Source organism: Bradyrhizobium sp. 137, assembly GCF_023074095.1.
GTDB lineage: Bacteria > Pseudomonadota > Alphaproteobacteria > Rhizobiales > Xanthobacteraceae > Bradyrhizobium.
The window spans coordinates 63,826-87,747 of the sequence record NZ_JADPKU010000046.1 but is presented as its reverse complement, the minus strand read 5'-3'; the positions used below and the strand labels follow the sequence as shown (position 1 = coordinate 87,747).

Annotated in this window: 23 protein-coding genes; 11 read left to right on the top strand and 12 right to left on the bottom strand. The window is 64.0% G+C overall.

The genetic code is table 11. From position 1 onward, the window contains the following. Window positions 1–17 precede the first annotated feature (17 nt). Both IVA78_RS12015 and IVA78_RS12010 read left to right on the top strand, forming a co-directional pair. On the top strand, window positions 18–1,130 hold the full coding sequence (locus IVA78_RS12015) for an amidohydrolase family protein (RefSeq protein WP_247278966.1): 1,113 nt from the start codon (window positions 18–20) through the stop codon (window positions 1,128–1,130). Between the two features lie 52 nt (window positions 1,131–1,182). Continuing rightward, the gene (locus IVA78_RS12010; protein ID WP_247278965.1) at window positions 1,183–1,596 is read left to right on the top strand and encodes a Rieske (2Fe-2S) protein; all 414 of its coding nucleotides are present in this window, start codon (window positions 1,183–1,185) and stop codon (window positions 1,594–1,596) included. A gap of 83 nt (window positions 1,597–1,679) precedes the next feature. Here the strand turns inward: IVA78_RS12010 and IVA78_RS12005 are convergent, their stop codons facing one another. Both IVA78_RS12005 and IVA78_RS12000 read right to left on the bottom strand, forming a co-directional pair. Then, a complete protein-coding gene (locus tag IVA78_RS12005) occupies window positions 1,680–3,011 on the bottom strand; it encodes an MFS transporter (RefSeq protein ID WP_247465396.1) in 1,332 nt (443 codons plus the stop codon). Window positions 3,012–3,154: 143 nt separating this feature from the next. Next, entirely contained in the window at window positions 3,155–4,054 is a 900-nt protein-coding gene (locus IVA78_RS12000) for a transcriptional regulator GcvA (protein WP_247278963.1), read from the bottom strand. Window positions 4,055–4,164: 110 nt separating this feature from the next. On the opposite strand from IVA78_RS12000, the gene IVA78_RS11995 reads away from it, so the two are divergent. Next, entirely contained in the window at window positions 4,165–4,368 is a 204-nt protein-coding gene (locus IVA78_RS11995) for a DUF1127 domain-containing protein (protein WP_247278962.1), read from the top strand. Window positions 4,369–4,437: 69 nt separating this feature from the next. Further along, a complete protein-coding gene (locus IVA78_RS11990; protein WP_247465394.1) occupies window positions 4,438–5,061 on the top strand; it encodes a GNAT family N-acetyltransferase in 624 nt (207 codons plus the stop codon). A 69-nt stretch (window positions 5,062–5,130) separates the two neighbouring features. Here the strand turns inward: IVA78_RS11990 and IVA78_RS11985 are convergent, their stop codons facing one another. Both IVA78_RS11985 and IVA78_RS11980 read right to left on the bottom strand, forming a co-directional pair. After that, window positions 5,131–5,961: an enoyl-CoA hydratase gene (locus tag IVA78_RS11985; protein WP_247308127.1), complete on the bottom strand. Its 831-nt coding sequence runs from the start codon at window positions 5,959–5,961 to the stop codon at window positions 5,131–5,133. A gap of 161 nt (window positions 5,962–6,122) precedes the next feature. Continuing rightward, the gene (locus IVA78_RS11980; RefSeq protein WP_247278959.1) at window positions 6,123–6,824 is read right to left on the bottom strand and encodes an SDR family NAD(P)-dependent oxidoreductase; all 702 of its coding nucleotides are present in this window, start codon (window positions 6,822–6,824) and stop codon (window positions 6,123–6,125) included. 222 nt (window positions 6,825–7,046) lie between these two features. On the opposite strand from IVA78_RS11980, the gene IVA78_RS11975 reads away from it, so the two are divergent. Together IVA78_RS11975 and IVA78_RS11970 are read left to right on the top strand one after the other, a co-directional pair. Beyond that, a complete protein-coding gene (locus IVA78_RS11975) occupies window positions 7,047–8,831 on the top strand; it encodes an acyl-CoA dehydrogenase family protein (protein ID WP_247465393.1) in 1,785 nt (594 codons plus the stop codon). A 68-nt stretch (window positions 8,832–8,899) separates the two neighbouring features. Next, window positions 8,900–9,988: a Zn-dependent alcohol dehydrogenase gene (locus IVA78_RS11970; protein ID WP_247419356.1), complete on the top strand. Its 1,089-nt coding sequence runs from the start codon at window positions 8,900–8,902 to the stop codon at window positions 9,986–9,988. Between the two features lie 144 nt (window positions 9,989–10,132). Here the strand turns inward: IVA78_RS11970 and IVA78_RS11965 are convergent, their stop codons facing one another. The 8 genes from IVA78_RS11965 to IVA78_RS11930 form a co-directional block, all read right to left on the bottom strand. After that, on the bottom strand, window positions 10,133–10,486 hold the full coding sequence (locus IVA78_RS11965; RefSeq protein ID WP_247465392.1) for a nuclear transport factor 2 family protein: 354 nt from the start codon (window positions 10,484–10,486) through the stop codon (window positions 10,133–10,135). Between the two features lie 163 nt (window positions 10,487–10,649). Then, on the bottom strand, window positions 10,650–12,122 hold the full coding sequence (locus tag IVA78_RS11960; protein WP_247465391.1) for an amidase: 1,473 nt from the start codon (window positions 12,120–12,122) through the stop codon (window positions 10,650–10,652). Window positions 12,123–12,261: 139 nt separating this feature from the next. Further along, on the bottom strand, window positions 12,262–12,747 hold the full coding sequence (locus IVA78_RS11955) for a peroxiredoxin (protein ID WP_247419363.1): 486 nt from the start codon (window positions 12,745–12,747) through the stop codon (window positions 12,262–12,264). Between the two features lie 108 nt (window positions 12,748–12,855). Further along, on the bottom strand, window positions 12,856–13,410 hold the full coding sequence (locus tag IVA78_RS11950; RefSeq protein WP_247419366.1) for a DUF924 family protein: 555 nt from the start codon (window positions 13,408–13,410) through the stop codon (window positions 12,856–12,858). 14 nt (window positions 13,411–13,424) lie between these two features. Then, on the bottom strand, window positions 13,425–15,110 hold the full coding sequence (locus tag IVA78_RS11945) for a long-chain fatty acid--CoA ligase (protein WP_247465390.1): 1,686 nt from the start codon (window positions 15,108–15,110) through the stop codon (window positions 13,425–13,427). Window positions 15,111–15,300: 190 nt separating this feature from the next. Continuing rightward, the gene (locus IVA78_RS11940) at window positions 15,301–16,794 is read right to left on the bottom strand and encodes a D-alanyl-D-alanine carboxypeptidase family protein (protein ID WP_247465389.1); all 1,494 of its coding nucleotides are present in this window, start codon (window positions 16,792–16,794) and stop codon (window positions 15,301–15,303) included. 189 nt (window positions 16,795–16,983) lie between these two features. After that, on the bottom strand, window positions 16,984–18,780 hold the full coding sequence (locus tag IVA78_RS11935; RefSeq protein ID WP_247465388.1) for a glucan ABC transporter ATP-binding protein/ permease: 1,797 nt from the start codon (window positions 18,778–18,780) through the stop codon (window positions 16,984–16,986). Between the two features lie 82 nt (window positions 18,781–18,862). After that, complete coding sequence (locus IVA78_RS11930) at window positions 18,863–19,912, bottom strand: ABC transporter substrate-binding protein (RefSeq protein ID WP_247419372.1); 1,050 nt, start codon at window positions 19,910–19,912, stop codon at window positions 18,863–18,865. Window positions 19,913–20,141: 229 nt separating this feature from the next. On the opposite strand from IVA78_RS11930, the gene IVA78_RS11925 reads away from it, so the two are divergent. The 5 genes from IVA78_RS11925 (at window position 20,142) to IVA78_RS11905 (ending at window position 23,702) form a co-directional block, all read left to right on the top strand. Next, window positions 20,142–20,510 carry a hypothetical protein gene (locus IVA78_RS11925; protein ID WP_247419374.1) on the top strand — a complete coding sequence of 123 codons (369 nt, stop codon included), beginning with the start codon at window positions 20,142–20,144 and terminating at the stop codon, window positions 20,508–20,510. Window positions 20,511–20,625: 115 nt separating this feature from the next. Then, a complete protein-coding gene (gene hisE, locus IVA78_RS11920; RefSeq protein ID WP_247278947.1) occupies window positions 20,626–21,030 on the top strand; it encodes a phosphoribosyl-ATP diphosphatase in 405 nt (134 codons plus the stop codon). Window positions 21,031–21,076: 46 nt separating this feature from the next. Continuing rightward, window positions 21,077–21,679, top strand: a complete 603-nt coding sequence (locus tag IVA78_RS11915) for a YqaA family protein (RefSeq protein ID WP_247278946.1) — start codon at window positions 21,077–21,079, stop codon at window positions 21,677–21,679. Window positions 21,680–21,727: 48 nt separating this feature from the next. Further along, window positions 21,728–22,264: a hypothetical protein gene (locus tag IVA78_RS11910; protein WP_247419376.1), complete on the top strand. Its 537-nt coding sequence runs from the start codon at window positions 21,728–21,730 to the stop codon at window positions 22,262–22,264. Window positions 22,265–22,301: 37 nt separating this feature from the next. Then, window positions 22,302–23,702, top strand: coding sequence for an aspartate ammonia-lyase (locus IVA78_RS11905; protein ID WP_247278944.1), 1,401 nt, complete (start codon window positions 22,302–22,304; stop codon window positions 23,700–23,702). Window positions 23,703–23,922: the final 220 nt, after the last annotated feature.

Here is a 23,922-nt window from a genome sequence, read left to right as displayed (position 1 = left end):
CCAAAGGAGGCAAGGCGATGAATATCCAGTTTCGCGAAAGTCCAGAAGCTGCTTCCCCACTGACTGCGAAGACCGCGATCGCGGATTGCGACATCCATCCGGCCCGCGCCACCCACACCGAGCTTTATCCCTACCTCGCCAAACGCTGGCAGCATCACCTCGACATCTATGGCGTCCACGCCTATCAGGGCATGATGGAAGGCCCGCCCTATCCGAAGGCCCAGCCCAACGCCTCGCGCCGCGACGCCTATCCGCCGGAAGGCGGCCCGCAGGGCTCTTCGTTGTCTTTCATGCAGAAGCAACTGCTCGACCCCAACAACGTGCAGCTCGGCGTGCTCAATCCGCTCAACACCGGCCAAGGCATCCGCAATCACGAACTCTCGGCCGCACTGTGCTCGGCGATCAACGACTGGCAGATCGACAAATGGACCAGCAAGGACAAGCGCCTAAAGGCCTCGATTGTCGTCGGCAATGAAGATGGGCTGTCGGCCGCCGCCGAAATCCGCGAACGTGCCGGCGACAAGAATTTCGTTCAGGTGCTGCTGCTCAGCCGCAACGTCGAGCCGCTCGGGCAGCGCCGCTACTGGCCGATCTATCAAGCCGCAGAAGAAGCCGGCCTTCCCGTCGGCGTGCACGCCTTCGGCTTCGGCGGCAATCCGATCACGCCGTCGGGCTGGCCTTCTTACTACATCGAGGAGATGGTGGGACATTCGCAGTGCCAGCAATCGGCGCTCGCGAGTCTGGTTTTGGAAGGTGTGTTCGAGCGGTTCCCGAAACTGAAGATGGTGATGATCGAAGCCGGCTTCGGCTGGGCGCCGTCGCTGGCGTGGCGGCTCGACAAGGCTTGGCAGCGGCTGCGCAGTGAGGTGCCACATGTGAAGCGGCCGCCGTCGGAATATATCCGCGAGCAGGTGTGGTGGACAACGCAGCCGATGGAGGACCCGGAGTGCCGCGAGGAGCTGTTCGACGTCATCAACTGGATCGGCTGGGATCGCCTCCTGTTTGCGACCGACTATCCGCATTGGGACTATGATGAGCCCTCGCGCGTGCTGCCGGCCGGCGTCAGCGAAGCCAATCGCGAGGCATTCTATCTAGGCAATGCCAAGAAGCTCTACGGACTAGCCGCATGATCCGAAAAAGTGTGAAGCGGTTTTTCGATAAGATCATGCGGAAAACACAGATATGGCGCGTCATGTGATTGCCGCGGTCGACGAGCTTCCGCCGGGCACGCGAAAATTACTGGAGATCGACGGACGGCCGATCGCGGTGTTCAACGTCAAGGGCGAGTATTTCGGCCTGATGAACCGCTGCCCCCATCAAGGCGCGGCGCTGTGCGAGGGCCCGCTGATCGGCCTCGCGCAATCGAAGGATCCCGGCGAGATCCAATATACGAAACTCGGCGAGATCATCCGCTGCCCCTGGCACGGCTGGGAGTTCGACATCCGCACCGGCCAGTCCTATTGCGATCCTCGCCGCTTCCGCGTGAAGGCCTATCCGGCCCATGTCGAGCCGGGCGCGACCGTGGTGAAGGGGCCGTATGTCGCGGAGACTATCCCGGTGAAGGTCGAGAGCGACTACGTGGTGGTGGAATTGTAGCTCGAACTGCAACCGCAGCGGAGACGTGCTCCTTCGCCCCGTTTTTACGGGAGAGGTGAAGGAGCGTGCCTCCGGAGTGACCGTCAGTGTCCCGCCACTGGCTCCGGCACCGCATCGTATGTCGGTACTGCCTTGCCGCCGCCGCGATACACCGTCGACGCCGCGATGATGCCGAGGAGGGCTGCGAAGATCAGCCAGAAGCCGGGCGAAGCCTTGTCGCCGGTCCGCTCGATCAACCAGGTCGAAGCGAGCGGCGTGAAGGTGCCGAACAGCGCGGCGGCGAGCGCGAACGCAAGCGAGAAGCAGGTGGTGCGCACATGCGCCGGCACGATCTCGACGAGAGCACCGAGCATGGTGCCGCTGTAGACGCCGAAATAGAACGAAAACATCATCTCAACCGCGAGCAGCTTGCCGAAAGTCGGCGCCGCCACCAGCCAGTGCAGCGCAGGATAGGCGGTGACGAGCGAGAGGCCGGCGATGGCGAGCAGCACCGGCTTGCGGCCGATGCGATCGGACAGCGCACCGCCGACCGGATTCCAGATGAAGTTGGTGACTGCCACGAGCAGCGTGACCAGCAACGCGTCCTGTGTCGACAGCTTCAGCACGGTCTTGCCGAAGGTCGGCGTGTACACCGTGACGAAATAGAACGTCGTGGTGGTCAGGATCGCGATCATCATGCCGAGGATGACGATGCGCCAGTTGGCGAGCGCGGAGGCGAACACCTCGCTGGCCGTCGGGTGCTTCCTCATGGCGAGGAAGGCTGGCGTCTCCTCCAGCGTCCGCCGCAGGACGAAGATCAGCGGAATGATCAGGCAGCCGACGAAGAAGGGAATGCGCCAGCCCCAAGCGGCGACGGTGTCGGCCGGCATCATTTCGGAGAGGATAAAGCCGAGGATCGAAGCCACGAAGATCGCGACCTGCTGGCTCGACGATTGGAACGAGGTGTAGAAGCCGCGATTGCCGGGCGTTGCGATTTCCGCAAGGTACACCGACACGCCGCCGAGCTCGACTCCAGCGGAGAAGCCTTGCAGCAGGCGGCCGATCAGCACGATGACGGGTGCCGCGATACCGATGGTCGCGTAGCTCGGGCAGAATGCGATGACGACGGTGCCGAAGGCCATGATGCCGAGCGTGACGATCAGGCCCTGGCGGCGGCCGATGCGGTCGATGTATGCGCCGAGCACGATCGCGCCAACGGGACGCATCAAGGCGCCGAGCCAGAACACGCCGAAGGTGTTGAGCAGCGACGCCGTTTCATCGGTCGAGGGAAAGAACGCCTTGCCGATCGCGGCGGCGTAGAAGCCGAACAGGAAGAAGTCGAACTGCTCGAGGAAATTGCCGGAGGTGGCGCGCAGGATGGCGCCGATGCGCGACTTGATTGCGGGTGGATTGGTCGATGCGGCTGATCCAGCCATTGCGGTCTCCCCTTGTAAAGGCGTGGCCGGCCGGAACTCGTCTTCACGGCATGGCGACAGATTGATGCTGCGACAATCTGTCATACCCCTTCCCGCAGGGTGGGAGGTGAGTCAATCGGTTTTGCCGGGGAAGCTGATGATTTTCAGGCCTTGTTTTGCGTTGCGGCGATCATCCAGTCCCGGAAAGCGGTCAATTTCGGCGCTTCGCGGCGGCCCTCCGGCGAGACCAAGTAGAAGCCGGCATCGGCCGGCAGCGCGATCTTGAAGGGCACCACGAGCCGGCCCTTGGCGATGTCGTCCTGAACGTAGGAGGTCCGGCCCATCGCGACGCCGATGCCGTCGATCGCGGCCTGGATGGTCATGAAGATCATGTCGAAAGTGATGCCGGGCTGCCTGGCGATATCGGCTGGCAGGCCCGCCGCCGTCAGCCACAGCCGCCAATCGTCGCTGTTGGCATTCGAGGTGTGCAGCAGCGAATGGTTTCGCAGGTCTTCGGGCCGGCGTAGCGGCTTGTCGCCGCGCAGTAGGGAGGGACTGCACACCGGAAACAGCTCGTCCGCCATCAGCCAGTCGGCACGCAAGCCCGGCCACTGGCCGCGGCCGTAGCGGATCGCGGCATCGACGTCGTCGCGCTGGAAGTCGACAAGACTGGTCGAGGTGGTGATGCGGACGTCGATGCCGGGGTGCTGCTCCTGGAAATCGGTTAGCCGCGGCAGCAGCCATTTTGCGGCGAGCGAAGCCAGCGTCGACACGGTCAGCACCTTGTCGTCGTCCTTGCGTAGCAACCGGTCGGTGGCGAGCCGGAGATCGTTGAAGGCAGCGCGGACGCCCGGCAAATAGTCACGCGCTTCCGGCGTGAGCGTCAGCGCGCGGTTCTGCCGGACGAACAGGCGGATGCCGAGCTCCTCCTCCAGCCTGCGGATCTGATGGCTGATCGCGGTCTGGGTCACGTTCAGTTCGGTCGCCGCCAACGTGAAACTGAGATGGCGCGCGGCGGCCTCGAACGCTCGCAATCCGTTCAGGGATGGCAATCTGGCAGTCATTTGGCAGCAGGATGTATGACGTTATTTCATGCGGAAAGGTACAAATTGTCGTTTGTCGCGGCGCAGCAGCAGGCAGATATTAGCGCTCAGGTTAGCTCTAGGAGCTGAAGATGTCTACCTTGACCCAAAATTCGATGACAAATCATCATGCGCCGAGCCTGATCCACCAGATCGGCGACACCCTCCACATCTGGCACGAACGCTACCGGACCCGGCGCGAGCTCACCAACTGGACTGCGCGTGATCTGCAGGACGTCGGCCTGACTTGGAGCGATGTGGCTTATGAAGCCGACAAACCCTTCTGGCGGGCCTGATCGGCCGCCAGGCCGGCGCCGCCTGATCACAGGGGCGCCGGCGGTCCCTTTCCCTTTGCGGCATGTGTCATGAGTACGCTTCGTCTGGAAGACCTGAGGCAATATTCCGATACGCTGCGCACCCGGCAGGGTGAGACGCTCAATCTTCGCTTCGCCGAGCCGCGCGACACAGAGGAGCTCCAGCATTATTTCCGGTCGCTCTCGACCGGGTCCCGCTACAACCGTTTCTTCGGCGCGATCAGCGAATTGCCGAAGGGGCTCCTGCACGATTTCCTCGATGTCGGAGAGCGCGAGCGCTTCACCGTGGTGGCGACCATGATGGTCGACGGCTTCGAGACTATCGTCGCCGAAATGCGCTATGCGCTCCATGCCGAGGCCGCAGCGGTCGAGTTCGGCCTGTCAGTCGACGACCGCTGGCACGGACGCGGGATCGCCACTGCGCTTCTGAAGAACCTGGAATGCCGCGCCGCTGCGCTGGGCGCCGAGCACATCTTTGGCGAGACGCTGTGCTCCAACGAAACCATGATCTCGCTCGCCCGCAAATCCGGCTTCGCTTTCGTCAATCATCCCGACGATTGGAAGCTGGTGCGCTTCGACAAGAAGATCGCGGTCGCACCGAAAGACATTCCCTGTGCGAGTTGGCGCCTCGCCGCTCTTTCCCGTCAGGCCGACAGCCCCTCAGCCTCGGCCTGACACACTCCGAGCCCGGCCTGGCCAAGCCAGAGCCGGGCATTTTTTTGCCTTCACGCAGCCTTCTTCGGCCTACTTCCCCGTGAACACCGCCTTGCGCTTCTCGATGAAGGCCTGCACGGCCTCCTTGTGATCGGCGGTCGCGGTGAGGCGCACCAGCCGCTCGGCCTCGTGGTCGCGCGCGGTCTCGAAGTCGAAGAGCAGGGCTTCGTCGAGATTGTCCTTCATGTAGCGCAGCGCGAGGCGGGGGCCCTCGGCAAGCGATTTGGCCAGCGCGAAAGCCTCGGCTTGCAGCAAGTCGTCGGGCACGACGCGATTGACGAGGCCGATCGCCTCGCAGCGCGCGGCATCGACGCGATCGCCGGTGAACATCAATTCGCGTGCCCGCGCGGTGCCGACCAGCCGGGTCAGCAGCCAGGCGATGCCGTAATCACCGCTGAGCGCGATGCGGGCGTAGCCGGTGGCAACGAACGCAGATTGCGCGGCGATGCGGATGTCGCAGGCCATGGCGATGGCAAGCCCGGCGCCGACTGCGGGGCCGGGTAGGGCGGCGATGGTGGGCTTGCGCACCGACACCAGCGCGCCGGTGAGCAGGCGCTGCCGCTCCTGGAGATCGGCGATGCGATCCTCAAGCGACATCTCCAGCTTCTTTGAATCGCGATGCGCACCCATGCCCTTGACGTTGCCGCCGGCGCAGAACGCTTCGCCCGCGCCGGTGAGCAGCAGTGCGCCGACATCAGGGTTCTCGCCGCAGCTCCGGATCATCGTGCGCAGCGCCGGCGTTAACGTATCGGACAGCGAGTTGCGCGCCTCCGGCCGGTTCAGCGTGATGACAGCGACGCGCTCGCGGATGACGCAGAGCAGCTCGTTGGTACCGGTATCGATGGTGGTTTCCGTGGTCATGTCGCTCCCTCTCTTCGTCATGGCGAGCAGCCCGCGACAAATTGCGAAGCAAGTCTGCGCTGGCGACGAAGCAATCCAGTTTGTCTCCGCGAAGATATCTCGATTGCTTCGCTTCGCTCGCAATGACGATTGTTGTGACGTTATTGCCTCAAAACAGCGCCTCAAAACGTCTCAACCCATGGCCGCAGCTCCAGCTCCCAGCTCCAGGCGCTGCGCGGCTGCTGCAACACGTTCCAATAGCTCTGCGCGATGGCGTCAGGGTCGAGCATCGAGTCCGGCTTGTCGGCCGGCTCGGTCCGCGTCGCGCTGCGGATAGCGCCGTCGATGACGAAATGCGCGACATGGATGCCCTGCGGCGACAATTCGCGCGCCATGCTCTGTGCGAGACCGCGCAGCGCGAACTTGCCCATCGCAAACGATGCCGACTGCGCATAGCCCTTGACGCTGGCGGAGGCGCCGGTGAACAGGATCGCGCCGTGCCTGTTCGGCAGCATACGCTTGGCCGCCTGTTGCGCCACCAGGAAGCCGCCATAAGCGCTGACCGCGATAGCGTGCGCGACATCGGCAGGGACCAGATCGACGAGCGGTCCGCGCGTGCGCCCGCTGGCGTTGTAGACGACGAGATCGGGCGTGCCGATCTCGCGCTCGACCAGGCCGAACAATCGCTCAACCTCCTCTGGCTCCGTGGCGTTGCAGGCATAGGCTTTGGCCCCGGTCTCGGTGCAGAGCGCGCCCAGCTTCTCGATCTTGCGCGCGGCAAGGGCGACGCGGATGTTCTGGGCCGCAAGGAGCCTTGCCAGCGAGGCGCTCAATCCTTCGCCGGCGCCGACAATGAGCGCGATCCTGTATTTTGGGTGTTCCATGGCGTGATCTCTCGCAGACAAGGAGCCGTTGATCTAAGCATGGTCTGCGCGGACGACCAGCCGGGGGCGGTCACAATTCCGCAGAGTGAATTGCTCCCTCACGGCGATCATGCCTCCCTGACGATTTGCGGCTTTATCCGCATTCGCCTCTGGAGCATGATCGACATCATCCCAAGCGGCAAGCGCAAAAAATTGCCGGCGGGCGGAAACGAGAGGACGATCATGCACAAGCCCATCCCAGCGCCGCCAACACGTATCGCGGTCGAGCCGTCCGGCCTGCTGGCACCCGATACCACTGGCATGAATTTCTACCGCGCCGATCCCGCACTGACGGACCTCTTGCGCATCCATCTGCCGGACACGCTGTTCCGCCATATCGAGCCGCATCTCGATCGCCTCGGCGAACTCGCGGGCGGCCAGCTCGACGAATGCGCGCGGCTTGCCGACCGGCACACGCCCATCCTGCATCAGCGCGACAAGTTCGGCCGCGACATACAATGGATCGAGTATCATCCGGCCTATCGCGAGCTGGAGAAGGCCGCGTTCGGCGAATTCGGCATCCACGCGCTTTCGACGCGCAAGGGTATCATGGGCTGGCCGGACAAATATCCCGTGGTGGCCAAGCACGCCTTCACCTTCCTGTTCAACCAGACCGAATTCGGCATGGGCTGCCCGATCAACGTCACCGACGGCTGCGCAAAACTGTTGGCGAATTTCGGCAGTGAAGCGCTGAAGGCGAAATATCTGGATGGCCTGACCCAGACCGACATGAGCAAGCTGACCCAGGGCGGCCAGTTCATGACCGAGAAAGAAGGCGGCTCCGACGTCGGCACGCTGACGACGCGCGCGGTGCAGGAAGGCGACCATTGGCGCCTCTACGGCGAAAAATGGTTCTGCTCGAACGCCGACGCCAAGATCGTGATGCTGCTGGCGCGTCCTGAAGGCGCCGGCCCGGGCACGCGGGGCGTAGGCCTGTTCCTGATGCCGCGCTTCCTCGACGACGGCTCGCAAAACAGCTACCGGATCGTGCGTCTCAAGGACAAGCTCGGCACCCGCTCGATGGCTTCGGGCGAGATCAAGCTCGAAGGCGCGATCGCCTACGCCGTGGGCAAGCTCGACCGTGGGTTCGTGCAGATGGCCGAGATGGTGAACTCGTCGCGGCTCTCAAATGGTGTCAAATCCACCGCGCTGATGCGCCGGGCCTATCACGACGCGCTTGCCGTCGCGAAGAACCGCGTGGTGTTCGGCAATCGCATCATCGACCTGCCGCTCGGTCGCCGGCAGATGCTGAAAATCATGCTGCCGGTCGAGCAAGCGCTGTCGATGAGCTTCCTCACCGCCGACGCGCTTGACCGCGCCGAAGCCGGCAGCCAGGATGCGGCGGCGCTCTTGCGCATTCTCACTCCGACGCTGAAGTTCCGCGCCACGCGCGACGCGCGAAAGGTCTGCGGAGATGCGCTCGAGATGCGCGGCGGCATCGGCTATATCGAGGAATTCGCCACCGCGCGCCTGCTGCGCGATGCGCATCTCGGCTCGGTCTGGGAAGGCACCGGCAACATTGTCGCGATCGATGCGCTGCGGCGCGCGGTTGGCCGTCATGGCGCGGAGTCCGCGCTCGCGGCCGATCTGCATGCCCGGCTCGACGACAGCGTCTCCGTGCCACAGGCCTGGCGCGATAATCTGCGCGGCCTCACCGACCGCGCCGTCGGCTTCGCACGAGAGGTCGCGGCCAAGGTCGACAACGAGGCCGATGCGCGGCGCGCCACCAGCCTGCTCTATCATGTCGCGAGCGCCGTCGCGCTCGCCTGGGAAGCGCATCGCATCCACGACATGCGCGGCGACGCGCGCCGGCTGCTGCTGTCGCGGCTCGTGATCGACCATCGCGTCCTGCCGAGCGATCCGTTCCGGCTGACGGAAAATCCAGTGCAGCAGAAGATCGCCGCGCTGCTGCTCGGCGACCGCAACGCCACCATGAGCGAGGTTGGCGAACTGGTTCTGGCGGCGTAGGCTCCTTTCACCTCTCCCATAGGGAGAGGTGAGGAATGCACTCAACGAAACAGCATGAGGAAAGACCGATGAAGGCCGCCGTCCTCTATGAAATCAATCAGCCGCTCGTCATCGAGGACATCAGCCTGCCGAAGCCCGGCCCGCGCGAGGTCCTGATCCGCACCGCAGTTGCCGGGCTCTGTCATTCCGATCTGCACTTCATGGAAGGCCTCTATCCGCATCCGTTACCCGCGGTGCTTGGGCACGAGTCCGCAGGCGTGGTCGAACAGGTCGGCTCCGACGTCACTTACGTCAAGCCGGGCGATCACGTCGTCACCTGCCTCTCGGTCTTCTGCGGCACTTGCGACAATTGCACGACGGGGCGCACCGTGCTCTGCACCGACACGACGGTGAAGATGCTGCCGGGCGTCTCCGACCGGATGCAGTGGGCGAAGCCTGAGAAGCTGCACCAGTTTCTCAACCTCTCGTCCTTCGCTGAGCAGATGCTGGTGCACGAGAACGCGATCGTCAAAATCCGGAAGGAAATGCCGCTCGATCTCGCCGCGCTGATCGGCTGCGGCGTTATCACCGGCTACGGCGCGGTGGTGAACACGGCAAAGGTGACGGCCGGCGAGACCGTGGCGGTGATCGGCTGCGGCGGCGTCGGCATGGCCGCGATCAACGGTGCGCAGATCGCCGGCGCCGGCCGCATCATCGCCATCGACACCAATCCGGCCAAGCTGCAGCTCGCGACCAAGCTGGGCGCGACCGACATCATCAATCCCGCCGATGGTGACGTCGTGAAGCAGGTGCGCGACCTCACCAACGGCGGCGTGCATCATTCCTTCGAGGTGCTCGGCCGCAAGGAGACCGCCGAGCAGGCGTTCGGCATGCTCGCCTCCGGCGGCACCGCCACCATCGTCGGCATGATCCCGTTCGGACAGAAGATCGAGCTGCACGGCTTCGACTTCCTGCGCGAGCGCAAGATCCAGGGCTCCTCGATGGGCTCCAACCATTTCCGCGTCGACATGCCGCGCCTGGTCGACTTCTACCTGCGCGGGCGGCTACACCTGGAGGACTGGATCTCGGCCAAGCTGAAGCTAAGCGAGATCAACGAGGGCTTTGCCAACATGAAAGCCGGCAAGACGCTGCGCAGCGTGATCGTGTTCGATAGCTGACACAACGACTGTGTCATCGCCCGGCCTTGACCGGGCGATGACACACCCCGCGGCGGAACTTGCGTGAACGAACCGCCGCGGAGTACTGAATGCTCCGCCTTCGCGCGGCATGACAGCGCTGAGGATGCCGGCTGTTTGCCTAACTCACCGCGACACGTGCGCGGACACCGCCAGCCACTTGCCGTTCTGCTTCGCCCAACAATCGGTATATCGTCCGGTAGCATACTGGCCGTCCGCCATGGTGTAGCTCGTCGCGGCGTGGATGATGGCGAAATCGCCCATGATGCGGATGATGACGTCGTGCTCATGCAGATTGCGGATCGCGATCGGCCGCGCCGTCTGTTCCAGGAAGGCTGTGCGATCGACCAGCGTCTTGTCGGGATTGGAGCAGTAGAACTCCGGCGCCAGGATCTCGTCGAAGCGCTTGACGTCGCAGTTCTGGACCGAAGCGACATCGTCGCGGTTGAGCGCGGTGAGCTGTTCGAGATCGTTGCTCATGACCTCTCTCTCCTGCCATCCGAGATGCCCGTAGCGCTAGCCCCGGAATCTCGATGTTGTTTTTCCGCCGTCATTGCGAGCGAAGAGAAGCAATTCAGAAATGTCTCTGCGGGTACAGTCTGGATTGCTTCGTCGCAAGAGCTCCTCGCAATGACGAAAGCGACTAGTCATTGTACAAAGGCGGCGGCACGAACCCGCCGAACTCGCGCTCGATCAGCTCGGCGAGCTTCAGCGGCGTGCGATCCTCGAGGAAAGGCCCGATGATCTGCACGCCCACCGGCAGGCCGTCCTTCGACAGGCCGAGCGGAATGGCCGTTGCGGGCAAGCCCGTCAGTGTGGCGATGCCGGGCCAGGCAAGCTGGTCCGGATAGGCAAAGTCCTTGCCGTCGATATTGATCCGGCGCGTCTCCTGCTGGGGCGAATGATCATGCGGATAGGCCGCCGTCGGCATGATCGGACAGATCACCGCATCGAATGTCCGGAACAATTGCCGCCATTGCGCGCGCAGCCCGGCGCGGGCGCCCTCGTCGAACACCCAGGCCTGGTGCGTGGAGGTCATGCCGCGCAGCCGCTCGGCGGCAAGGCTCTTGTCCTCTGGTGAGAGCTGCGCCGCCCCGGCACGTGCGCCGGCGAGAATGTCCGGCGAAAAGAACGCGCCGAGAAAGCTCATCAGCATGCGCATGTAGAGGCGCGAGGCTTCCGTAAAATCGGGAAACAGCGGACTCTCGCGTGCGACGCTGGCGCTCATGCTCGCCAATTGGCCCGCCAGCTTGTCGATCGCGCCGCGAATGTCGGCATTCGCGGGCAGCAACGGGTGACTGTCAATCACGAGCACACGGAAATCCTTCAGCGTGTGATGTCGCGCCTCCGGCAACGCAAGCCTGTATCCGATGCCGAGGTCCAGCGGATCCGGCCCTGCCATCACTTCCAGGAGCAGAGGCAGATCGGCCGCACTCCGCGCCATCGGACCGATCACCGCCATGTCGCGCTCCATCGGGATGGCGGGAAATGGCGGCGGCGTGTGGCCGCGCGTCGGGCAGAGATTGTAGGTCGGCTTGTGCGCATAGACCCCGCAATGGAAGGCGGGCACCCGGAGCGAGCCGCCGATGTCGGAGCCGAGTGAGAGCGGTCCATAGCCGGCCGCCAGCGCCGCAGACGAGCCGCCCGATGAGCCGCCGGGCGTGCGGCCGAGATCGAACGGATTGTTCGTGACGCCATAGATGTCGTTGTAGCTCTGCCAATCCCCCAGGCCGACGGGAACGTTGGTCTTGCCGAGGATGATGCCGCCGGCGTTTTTCACCCGGGTGATCGACAGTGCATCTTCCGCGGGCTTGAAATCCTTCTGCGGCGTCCAGCCCCACGTCGTGGGTAGGCCGGCGACGTTGAAGGATTCCTTCACCGTGACGGGCAGGCCCAGCAGCGGTTTTCGTTCGCCGCGCGCCAATGCGGCGTCCGCCTCGCGCGCCGCAACAAGTGCGCGATCAAAATCGCGCACGCAAATTGCGTTGATCTTGCCGTCGTGACGTTCGATGCGGTCGATCGCGTCCTGGGTGAGCTCGACCGCGGAGACTTTCTTGGTGGTCAACGCGCTCGACAGCTCGACTGCGGTCTTGAAACTCCATTGCGATTTGGCCAAGGCATGCTCCTGTGCATATTTCGGAGGATGATGCGCAGTTTGGCCCAATGCCGCAGCGGCTGTTTGATCGCGGTTGACGCTGTCATGCCCGCCGTGGCGGGGTATGACAGCATCAGATAGGCTGAAAGGGTTGGCTGCCTTACAGCTGGCCGAGCAGCGCATCGCCGCCGGAGACCTCGACCTTGCCGGGCATAGCCTCGAGATTCAGCTTCTTCACCACGCCGTCCTCGACCAGCATCGAATAGCGCTTGGAGCGGATGCCGAGGCCGTTGGCCGAGGCATCCAGCTCCATGCCGATCGCCTTGGTGAAATCCGCATTGCCGTCGGCGAGGAAGATGGCCTCGTCGCGCTGGTCGGTTTCGCGCTTCCAGGCGTTCATGACGAAGGCGTCGTTGACGGAGACGATGGCGATGGTGTCGACGCCCTTGTCCTTCATGGCGTAGGCATTGAGGAAGATGCTCGGCAGATGCATCTTGTGGCAGGTGCCGGTATAGGCGCCGGGCACCGCGAACAGCGCGACCTTCTTGCCCTTGAAGATATCGTCGGTGGTCTTCACCTGCGGACCTTCCGCCGTCATCACACGGAATTTCGCCTCGGGCAGCTTGTCGCCAACTTGGATGGTCATCGTCAGTCTCCCTGAATATCGGTCCCGCCTTTTAGACCGTGGCGCGGGCCTGCACAATATTTGCGGGCGGCGGAAGCGGCGAGGCCCCGGTCGCTCACCGTGATGTCATCAGCCTGCAAAACCGCCGCCGTCGAGGAAGGCCTGCTCTTCCACAGTCGTGTCACGGCCGAGAAGGCGATTGCGGTGGGGGAAGCGGCCGAAACGCTGGATGATGTCGGCGTGCTCGCGAGCGTATTTCAGGTTCTCGGCATTGTCGGTGTTTTGAAACAGCGCGACGCAATGCAGCTGGTCGCTCAGGTGCTCGGAATGCATGAAGGGCAGATAGAGGAATTCGAGCAGGATGGGATCGACCTTGCGATCTGTGCCCCTTTCGATGGCGCGGCGGGCAACATCGCGCGCCAGCGCATCGCTGGCAAAGGCTTGCGGCGTGCCGCGGAACATGTTGCGGGGGAACTGGTCGAGCGCGATGACCAGCGCGAGCGCGCCCTCGTCACTCGTCTCCCATGATGCGAGCTCACCGGCGGCCGCCTTCTGCCACAGGCCGAGAAAGCGGCGCCTGACCTCTGCGTCGAAAGCGTCGTTGCGCTCATACCAGCGCTCGCGGCCGGCCTCGCGCCAGAAGGCGAGAACGTCGGATGGCGTGATGTCGCCGACCTTCAGCATGAATGAAAGCGGCCTTACGCCGCCTCCGCCTTCTTCTCGTCGCGCAGCTGCCGGCGCAGGATCTTGCCGACATTGGTCTTTGGCAGGTCGGTGCGGAATTCGATGTGCTTGGGCACCTTGTAGCCGGTGAGCTGCTCGTGACAGAACTTGATCACGTCCTCGGCCGTGAGGTTGGGGTCTTTCTTGACCACGAACGCCTTCACCGCTTCGCCCGATTTGGAATCGGGGATGCCGATCACGGCGCATTCGAGCACGCCAGGATGGGTCGCGATGACTTCCTCGATCTCGTTGGGATAGACGTTGAAGCCGGAGACCAGGATCATGTCCTTCTTGCGATCGACGATCTTGGTGTAGCCTTTCTCGTCCATCACGCCGATGTCGCCGGTGCGGAAAAATCCGTCAGCGGTCATCACCTTGGCAGTCTCCTCCGGCTTGTTCCAATAGCCCGACATCACCTGCGGACCCTTGGCGCAGATTTCGCCGGGCTGGCCGAGCGGGACTTCGTTGCCGTCGTCGTCGCGGATCGAGATCCAGGTCGAAGGCACGGGGATGCCGATCGTGCCCGAGAACTCTGTTGCCGTCGCCGGGTTGCAGGTCAGCGTCGGCGAGGTCTCCGACAGGCCGTAGCCTTCGGCGATGAAGCAGCCGGTGATCGCCTTCCACTGCTCGGCGACGGGGCGCTGCACCGCCATGCCGCCGCCGTTGGAGATCTTCAGCTTGGAGAAGTCGAGCTTCTTGAAGTCGGGATGATGCATCAGGCCGTTGTAGAGCGTGTTCACGGCCGGGAAGCTGTTGACCTGGTATTTCGCCAGCTCCTTGACGAAACCGGCGATGTCGCGCGGATTGGGGATCAAGAGATTGCAGCCACCGGCGCGCACCGCGAGCAGGTAGCAGGCCGTCAACGCGAAGATGTGATAAAGCGGCAGCGCACAGACGATCATGAGCTGATCGACATGCGGCGGCGCGGCGAGCGCCGGCTGGAGCCAGGCGTCGTTCTGCAGGACGTTGGCGACGATGTTGCGGTGGAGCAGGGCGGCGCCCTTGGAGACGCCGGTGGTGCCGCCGGTATATTGCAGGAACGCGACGTCGCCCGGCGAGAGTTTTGGCTTGCTGAAGGTCATGCCGCGGCCGGCGGAGAGCGCGTCGTTGAAGGACACTGCGCCCGGCAGCGACCAGGCCGGTACCATTTTCTTGAGGCGGCGGACGACGAGATTGACGATCACGCCCTTGAAGCCGAGCAGGTCGCCCATGCTGGCGACGATGACGTGCTTGACCTGTGTCTTCGCGATCACCTGCTCGACCGTGTGGGCGAAATTCTCCAGCACGATGATGGCCTCGGCGCCGGAATCCCTGAGCTGATGCTCGAGCTCGCGCGGAGTATAAAGCGGATTGACGTTGACCACCGCGAAACCGGCGCGCAGCACGGCGGCGGTCGCGACCGGATATTGCAGTACGTTCGGCATCATGAGGGCGACCCGCGCGCCGCGCTGCAGCCCGCGGCCCTGCAAATAGGCGGCGAGCGCGACCGACATCTGGTCGAGGTCGCGATAGCTGATCGACTTGTCCATGCAAATGAACGCCTTGCGGTCGGCGAACCTGGTGAAGCTCTCCTCCAGCAGGTCGACCAGCGATGCGTATTGCGTCGGCTCGATATCGGCGGGCACGCCGGGCGGATATTGCTTGAGCCAGATGCGCTCCATGGAAACTCCCCTCATCTAACTGAGCCCGTTGTGTCTCGGGCTTGCCTCGTTGCAGTCAGTATCGAGCCTGCCGGAACGGGTGGCAAGCCGTCGAGGCTTAGGGCAAAGGTCGGGGAGTAGCTACCGGAATCCTCACTGAGCGCGCTGCCGCAGGTGCGAAGTGCGGGCGCGGTCCAGCCGCGAGTGGCCGTTAACTGTTGTTGGCCGGCTTGGCGGCGGCAGGCTTGGTCGCGGCCTTGGGCTTGGCGGGCTTGGGAGCCTGATCGCCGCTTGCCGCCGGTTTCTCGGCGGGTTTCGCCGCCGCATCGTGCTTCGCTGCGGCATGCTTGGTCCCGGCCGGCTTGGCTGCGGCCTTCGCGTCGCTCTTGGTATCGCTCTTGGCCTCAGGCTTGGCAGCCGGCTTCGCCGCCGCCGTCGTGGATTCCTTGCTTGCGTCCTTATTCCCGTCCTTCGGCTTGTCGGCGGCGTCAGGCTTCTTGGCGACGCGCGACTTCTTGCCACGCGGCTTCGCCACCGTCTGTTGGTCGGCATCGGCCGCGACCGCGGCGATTAGCGCCGTGCCGGTGCGGGTCGGGCCGGTATAGACCAGCACGGGCTCCGTGGCCGCCGGAGCAGAGGCCATCAACTCGGAGGCCTTCATCAGGGGCGGCTGAAGGCCGGCCGTGAAGAAAGTGACCTGGGCTTCGCCGCCGGTGGCCGAGGCCGATCCGGTCGCCCCGCCATTGGCCGCGATCAACGCATCGTCGTCGTCGCTGGCCGGCCGCTTGCGGTTGGGTCCGCACATCTCGTCGCGCAGGTTCGGCGGCGAGGCGTCAACCGGCACGAGATTGTCGACGGTGCCGAGCGAGGGTCGTAGCCAGGTGAGATTGTCTTGAGCGAAGCCGCGCTCGAGCAACTGCGCCGCCTTCACCGCGCGCGCGGTGCCGGAATTGGCGCCCAGCACCACCGCGATCAGCCGGCGGCCGTTGCGCGTGGCCGATGCCACGAGATTGTAGCCGGAGGCGCAGATGAACCCGGTCTTGAAACCGTCGGCGCCGGGATAGCGGCCGATCAGCTTGTTGAAATTGCCGGTGATGCGCTTGCCGAAGCGGATCGCCGGGATGTGCACGAAGTACTCGTATTCCGGCAGGTCGCGCAGGAACGCGCGCGCCAGGATTCCGAGATCGCGCGCGGACGTGATCTGGCCGTCGGCGGGCAGGCCGTTCGGATTGACGTAGCTCGTCTGCGTCATGCCGAGCTTCTTCGCGGTGTCGTTCATCATCGCGGAGAAGCCGTCGATCGATCCGCCGACGCCTTCGGCAAGCACCACGGCCATGTCATTCGCCGACTTGACCATCATCATCTTCAGGGCGTTGTCGACCGTGAGCTGCGTTCCCGGGCGGAAACCCATCTTCGATGGCGACTGCGAGGCTGCCGTCGGCGACACCGTGAGCAGCGTGTCGAGCGTGAGCCTGCCGTCCTTGACCGCCTTCAGCGTCACATAGGCGGTCATGATCTTGGTAACGGACGCAGGGTACCATGGAATGGTCGCATTATCGGCCTGCAACACCTTGCCGCTGTCGGCCTCGATCAGCAGCAGCGCTTCGGCGCTCGCCGCGCGCGGAGCGAGCAATGCGGCGCATGCGAGGCTCGCAGCGAACAGGTTGAACAGCGACTTGCGAAGCAGCGGGCGAAGGGCGTGCACTATCCGATTCCGGTCCTTGGAGACCCCCCGGTTCCGGGCGGTTCTCGTGATCTGATGTTCGGTTTTGAAATCCAGCGCCGCCGCTTGCGGCGTCGCAAACCTATACCGGCTGATGCCTCGAGAATAGGGGGACCGGTGCGGTATTCCGCAATGAAATAGGCCGAATTTCGACGGTCCTATGGGGACTTGCTACGGGGATTTGACCGTGATCGCGGCAGTCTCTGCCGCCGTCACGCTGGCTCGTGCGTTTTCCTGAACCATGAACTGGGCCCTGGCGAGCTCGGCGAAATGGCCCCCTTTGGCCACGAGTTCATCGAAAGTTCCGCTTTCGATCACCCGGCCGGTCTCGAACACCAGGATCCGCGTGGCGTTGCGGATGGTGGATAGGCGGTGGGCGATCACGAAGGTGGTCCTGCCCTTCATCACTTCGTCGAGAGCGGTATTCACCTTGGCCTCGGTGACGGCGTCGAGCGCGCTGGTCGCCTCGTCCAGGATCAGGATCGGCGGATCTTTCAGCAGCGCGCGGGCGATCGACAGCCGCTGCCGCTCGCCGCCAGAGAGCATGCGGCCGCGTTCGCCGGCATTGCTCTCGAAGCCGCCGCTGCGCTCGATGAAGTCGAGCGCCTGCGCGCGCTCGGCCGCCTTGCGCATCTCGTCTTCGGTCGCATCCGGCTTGCCGACCAGCAGATTCTCCGCAATCGAGCGATTGAACAGCAGCGCCTCCTGGAACACCACGCCGATGTTCCGCCGCAGCGATGTTAGCGTGATCCCGCGCACGTCCATGCCGTCGATCCGGATGAAGCCGGATTGCGGGTCGAAGGCACGGTGCAAGAGGGCGATCGCGGTCGACTTGCCGGCGCCGGTCGGACCGACCAGCGCGATGGTCTGGCCGGGCAGCGCCGTGAACGAGAGGTCCTCGACCGCCGGGCGCTTGCCGTCATAGGAGAAGGTGACGTCGTTGAACTCGACAAGGCCGGAGAGCCTGCCGGCATCGATCGCGTCGGGGCGGTCGTGCACGGCGGGTACGGCATCGAGCACATTGAAGAATTCGCGCAGTCGCGGCGCCTCCATGAACACGTTGTTGATGAAGCTCACGACCTGTTCGAGCCTCTGGATCAGCATCGTCGCGAAACTCACGAACATCACGATCTCGCCGACGGATGTCAGCCCCCGGTCGTGCAGCGCGATACCTATGGTGAAGATCGTGAGCACCGTGATGGTGGTCGAGGCGCGCGTGATGACGGTGACGAGCGCCCACCATGACAGCACCGGCATCTGCGCGGCCAGCAACTCGTCGGCGACGGAGCGCAGCCCTTTGACCTCGGATTCGACGCGGACAAAGCTCTGCACCAGCGCGACGTTGCCGAGCGCATCGGAGGCGCGCGCAGACAGCTCGCTGTAGTGCTCCTCGACCTCCATCTGCATGCCGAAGGTCTTGCGCACCACGAAGGTCGTCAGCGCGGTGAAGACAATGCAGAGCACGAACAGCAGGATCGCGAGCCGCCAGTTCAGGTAGAGCGACAGCGGCAGCAGCACCACGACCGAGAGGATCGCGGCAAAATGCTCGCGGAAGAAGCCGAGCCATAGCCGCCACAGCGCGTCGGTGCCGTTGAGCATCACCTTCATCAGCCGGCCCGAATGGGTGCCGGAGTGGAAGGTCAGCGGCAGTTGCAGGATGTGCTCGAAATAGTCGGTCAGCACCGCCTGGCGCTGGCGGTGCGAGAGCCGATCGGCCTGCAAGGCCACGAGCGCGCTGCATGCAATGGTGAACAGCCCGAACACGACCCAGGCGGCCAGGAACGGCCAGGCCGAGTTCGAGCCGGCCACCGACTTGCCCGAGAGCACGTCGATGATCCGGCCGAACAGCACGGGCTCGGCGAATTGCGAGCCCGCCAGCAGCAGATTGGCAATCGCGAGCAGCCAGCCCAGCCGCGCTTCCTTGCCGAGCAACTCAAGAACGCGGGTGTAGAGACGGAGGATGGACATGCGGGCGAGGAACTCGGCGACGACGGACTTCGTATTCTAAGCAGGGATGCCGGCGAGATACAGCGGAAGCTTTCAGTTTTGCTCAGTTGATCACCCGTCCGGCCAGCGGCGGCAGGAATTGGTCGTCGAAGATCTCGGCCGCCGCCGGTCGATTGCGGAATTTGAAGTCCTGCGCGACCTGGCCGATCGAGCGCTCGAGGCGCGCCGGGTCGACGCCGCCGAGGCCGTTGCGCCTGACCTCGTCGGTCAGGATGTTGTCAGCGAGTGCGGTGCGCAGGCGCTCCAGCTCCAGGTTGCGGTCGCCGTCGTCGATGCGGCTGGCGGCCTCCTCCGCCGCGCGCCCCGGCTCCATGACGGTTGCGTTAACGCCCGCGATCAAGGCGCGGACGAAGCCCTTCACGGCATCCGGCTTTGCTGCGGCGAAGGCGGGATTGACCACCACGGCAAAGCCGTAGGCTTCGCAGCCGTAATCCGCATAGCGCAGCACGACGAGATCGGCTGCGGGCACGCCGCGGTCGCGCAGGTTCACCGCCGACAGGTAACTGAAGCCGGCGACCGCATCGACCTGGCCCGCGGAGAGGATCGGCTCGCGCACCGCCGCGCTGATCTTGTGGAATTTGACCCGCGATGCATTGATGCCGTTCTGCTGCGCCAGTGCCGGCCACAGCCGCATCGACAGGTCGCTGTCGGCGACGCCGACGGTCTTGCCGTCGAGATCGGACAGGAGGTGGATGCCGCGGCTCTTGCGCGCGACGATCGCATAGGGCGCGCGGTTGAACAGCACGAACACGGCCTTGATCGGCGCCGCATGGTCCTTGTCGCGAAAGCGGATCAGCTCGTTGATGTCGACGAGCGCGAGCTCGCTGTCGCCCTTGGCGAGGCGCGCGAGGGCTTCCGACGATCCGGCTGCGGTGTTGAAGGACACGCTGAGATGCTCGACGCCGAACCTGCCGTCCTTTGCGGCCAGGAAGAACGGCGCCATGCTCGCGTCCAATGGGCGATCGAAGGTGAAGTGAATTGCAACGGATGGGACGGCGGTCTCGGCCACGCTCACATCGCGTGCAATTAGTGTCGCAAGCGAAATCGAGAGAGCCAGCAGGCAACGAAGAGCGATCGTCTTGAATTCCGACATCAATTGCGCCGGTCCGGCATTGTTATGGTTTCGTGACGCTCGCAGCGCCGGCTGGCGATCAGTCTTTCCGCGCCAACATGAACGGCGGATGAGCGGCGATTGCGGCATCGTTACGCAACCCCGTTCAGCTTGCGTTGGGGTTGGGGAACCCAACTTAGGTTATGCGGGTTTGAGAGGCATGAGCCTGTCCGCAGGCGTCCATTCCAGGTCCCAAAGGAGGGCCCAAGATATGTTTGAGCGATTCTCCACGTTTGCGGGCCGAAAGGCCGTTCTTGCCACCGCGACGGCGCTGGCGCTGACCGCGATTGCTCCGACCGCTTCATACGCCGGCGGCCGCCACTGGCATGGCGGCGGAGGCGGCGTGGCCGCAGCTGCAGCTTTGGCCGCCATCGGCACAGGTCTCGCCATTGCCGCCACCCGTGATGCCTATGCCTATGACTACGATCCGGGTTATGGCTATTACGGCGGGCCAGTCTATTACAGCCGCCCTGCTTACGGTCCCTATTATGGTCCGGGCCCCAACTACCAATATCAGCGCTATGGCGGAACGGCTCCGTCCGAGTTCTGCGGCCAAGGCTATTACACCAGCTGCTACTAGCCGCCGGCCCTATGCGTAACGCCGACAGGCCGTCGCGCTTGCTGCGCCGGCCTGTCGTTGCTTTTATTGCCGGGCGTTAACGCGCTCGCCATTGCTTTAGAGTAGTTTGAGTACCATGAGTGATTCGCTTGAGCGGCTATATCTGGCTGTGCTCGCGGCCAGAGATCTTGATCCGGCAACATCGCGCACGGCCCGGCTGTTTCAGCGTGGCCCTTCCAAAATGGCGAAGAAACTGGCCGAAGAGGCCATCGAGGTCGTGATCGATGCGGTCAATGGCGATAGCGAGGCCGTGATCCGGGAGAGCGCCGATCTGCTCTACAATCTTACCGTGCTGTGGGCGTCGGCGGGGGTGCGTCCCGAGGACGTCTGGCGGGAGATGACGCGGCGTGAAGACATGCTCGGCATCGCCGAGAAGCTGCCGAAATCACCGGTGAAATTGCCCAAAGTTGCGTCACCGCGCATTGCCTCAAGGCGGCCAATTGTCGCGATCGAGGGCCGTGCCGCGCGAAAGCGCCATTAAAGCGCGACGAAAACGTCACAAAACTCGCGATGGACAAATCCGTCCCATGGTGCTTCATCGCGGCGCCATGCTGAAACGTATCTACGACTGGTGCATCGACGCCGCCCACAAGCCCTACGCGCTCTGGATCATGGGAGCCGTGTCCTTCGCCGAAAGCTCGTTCTTTCCGGTCCCCCCGGATGTGATGCTGATCCCGATGTCGCTGGCGCGCCCGCAGCGCGCCTGGGTCTATGCGGCGATCTGCACCGCGACCTCGGTGCTCGGCGGCATCGTCGGCTACGCCATCGGCGCGCTGCTGTTCGACTCGGTCGGCCAATGGTTGATCCAGGTCTATGGCCTCGGCGGCAAGGTCGATGCTTTCCGCGCCTCCTATGCGGAATGGGGTGCGATCATCATCCTGCTCAAGGGGCTGACGCCGATCCCCTACAAGCTCGTCACCATCACCTCGGGCTTTGCCGGCTACAACATCGTCCTGTTCATCTTGTGCTCGATCGTCGCGCGCGGCGGACGCTTCTTCGTCGTCGCGATCCTGCTCAACCGCTACGGCGACTGGATCCGGGTCAGGATCGAGAAGCATCTCGGATTGTGGGTCGCGATCGGCGCGATCGTGCTGGTGCTCGGCTTCGTCGTCGCTATCAAGTTGATCTAAGGGTGCGGCGGCTTTGCCACCGGGCCGGCTTCGGCTACGGTTGCCGTCATGATGGGTCGATCCGGCAATCCGGTCCTGCGGCTGGGGACGCTGATATTCGTCGTGCCTTGGCTCCTGCTTGGTGCCGCCACGCCGGCGTGGACGCAAGCTGCGCCCGCGCTCGGCCTCCAGGAGCAGGGGACGCAGGCCGCGCCGCCGCCGTCGACGCCCGCTCCTTCGGCGCCGCCGGCGCGCGAGGAAAATCCCGGGCTGATCAACGAAATGGGCAAGCTGTTCGACAAGCTGCCCTCGATCCTGCCGCCGATCAAAAGCCCGGGCGAGACCATGAACGATTTGTCGCGACTGGCGAAACCGTCCACCATGGTCTCGGGGCGCGTGGCCTGTCCGGCCTCCGCGAACGGCGCGCCCGACTGCAAGCAGGCGGCCGACCAGCTCTGCCAGAGCAAGGGCTATAAGGAAGGCAAGAGCCTGAACGCCGACTCCGCCGAGAAATGCTCGGCCAAGGTCCTGATTCCGGGCCGGCAACGCAAGCCGGACGATTGCCGCACCGATACTTTCGTGACCAGCGCGCTATGCCAGAACTGACGTGATCGACGTTGCGCGCATGCAACAAGGAGCGCCTATGAGCCGTACGGAGCAGGACTTCCTCGGGCAGCGTGACATCGCCGACGACATCTATTACGGCGTCCAGACCATCCGCGGGAAGGAGAACTTCCACATCACCGGCATTCCGATGAACCAGGAGCCTTACTTCGTGAAGGCGCTTGGTTACGTGAAGAAGGCGGCCGCCATGGCCAATCGCGATCTCGGCGCGATCGACGCCAAGGTTGCGGACGCGATCATCCTGGGCTGCGACCGCGTGATTGCCGGCGATATGATGGACCAGTTCGTCACCGACTTCATCCAGGGCGGTGCTGGCACATCGACCAACATGAACGCCAATGAGGTGATCGCCAACCTCGCGCTGGAATCGCTCGGCTTTGCGAAGGGCGATTACCAGCACGTCAGCCCCAACGATCACGTCAATTACGGCCAGTCCACCAACGACACCTATCCGACCGCCTTTCGCCTGGCGCTGATCCTGCGGCTCGAGAGCTACATGACGGCGTTGCGCCAGCTCCAGGAAGCTTTCTTCGCCAAGGGCCGCGAATTCGACCGTGTGCTGAAAATGGGCCGCACGCATCTTCAGGACGCGGTGCCGATGTCGCTGGGGGCCGAATTCCGTGGATGGGGCACCACGATCGGCGAGGAGGTCGATCGCATCTCCGAGGCCCGTGCGCTGCTGCGCGAGATCAATCTCGGCGCCACTGCGATCGGCACCTCCGTCACCGCCGCCGTCGGCTATCCCAAGCTCGCGGTCCGGCACCTGAGCGCGCTGACCGGCGTCGAGTTCGTTCTCGCCGGCGATCTCGTCGAGGCGACCTCCGATACCGGCGCCTATGTGCAGCTCTCGGGCGTCCTCAAGCGCACCGCCAGCAAGCTGACGAAGATCTGCAACGACATCCGCCTGCTCGCCTCCGGTCCGCGCGCCGGCTTCAACGAGATCAACCTGCCGCAGCTTCAGCCGGGCTCTTCGATCATGCCTGGCAAGGTCAATCCCGTCATCCCCGAGGTGGTCAACCAGACCAGCTTCCTGGTCATCGGCCTCGACACCACCGTGACGCTGGCCGCAAGCGCCGGCCAGCTCCAGCTCAACGTGATGGAGCCGGTGATCTCGTTTGCGCTGTTCTTCTCGATCCGCACCATGGAGCGCGCCGTCAACAGCCTGCGCGAAAATTGCGTCGTCGGCATCACCGCCAACGAGGAGCACACCCGCAACATGGTGCTGAACTCGCTCGGTATCGTCACGGTGCTGAAGCCGCTGCTCGGCTACAAGCAATGCGCCGAGATCGCACGCGAGGGCTACAAGAGCGGCAAGTCGCTGCACCAGATCGTGGTAATCGAGCGCAGGCTGCTGACGCAGGAGAAATGGGACGAGATGTTCTCGTTCGAGCGGCTGATCAATCCGGATTTGATTTCGTAGCTGTCGGCCATCCGCAGCTCTCGCCTGCATTTTGAGGAGCCCTTGCGACGAAGCAATCCAGCGTCCCTCGGCGCAGACAGTCCGGATTGCTCCGCGGCGCTCGCAGTGACTTATGAAGCGCGAATTCCGCGCCTTGGAATTGCGGTAACCGCATTCGCCACGGCGCCAAAACACAATACTTGACAGTGGAAAGATTGCCTTGTTGGTATAATCCCAACCG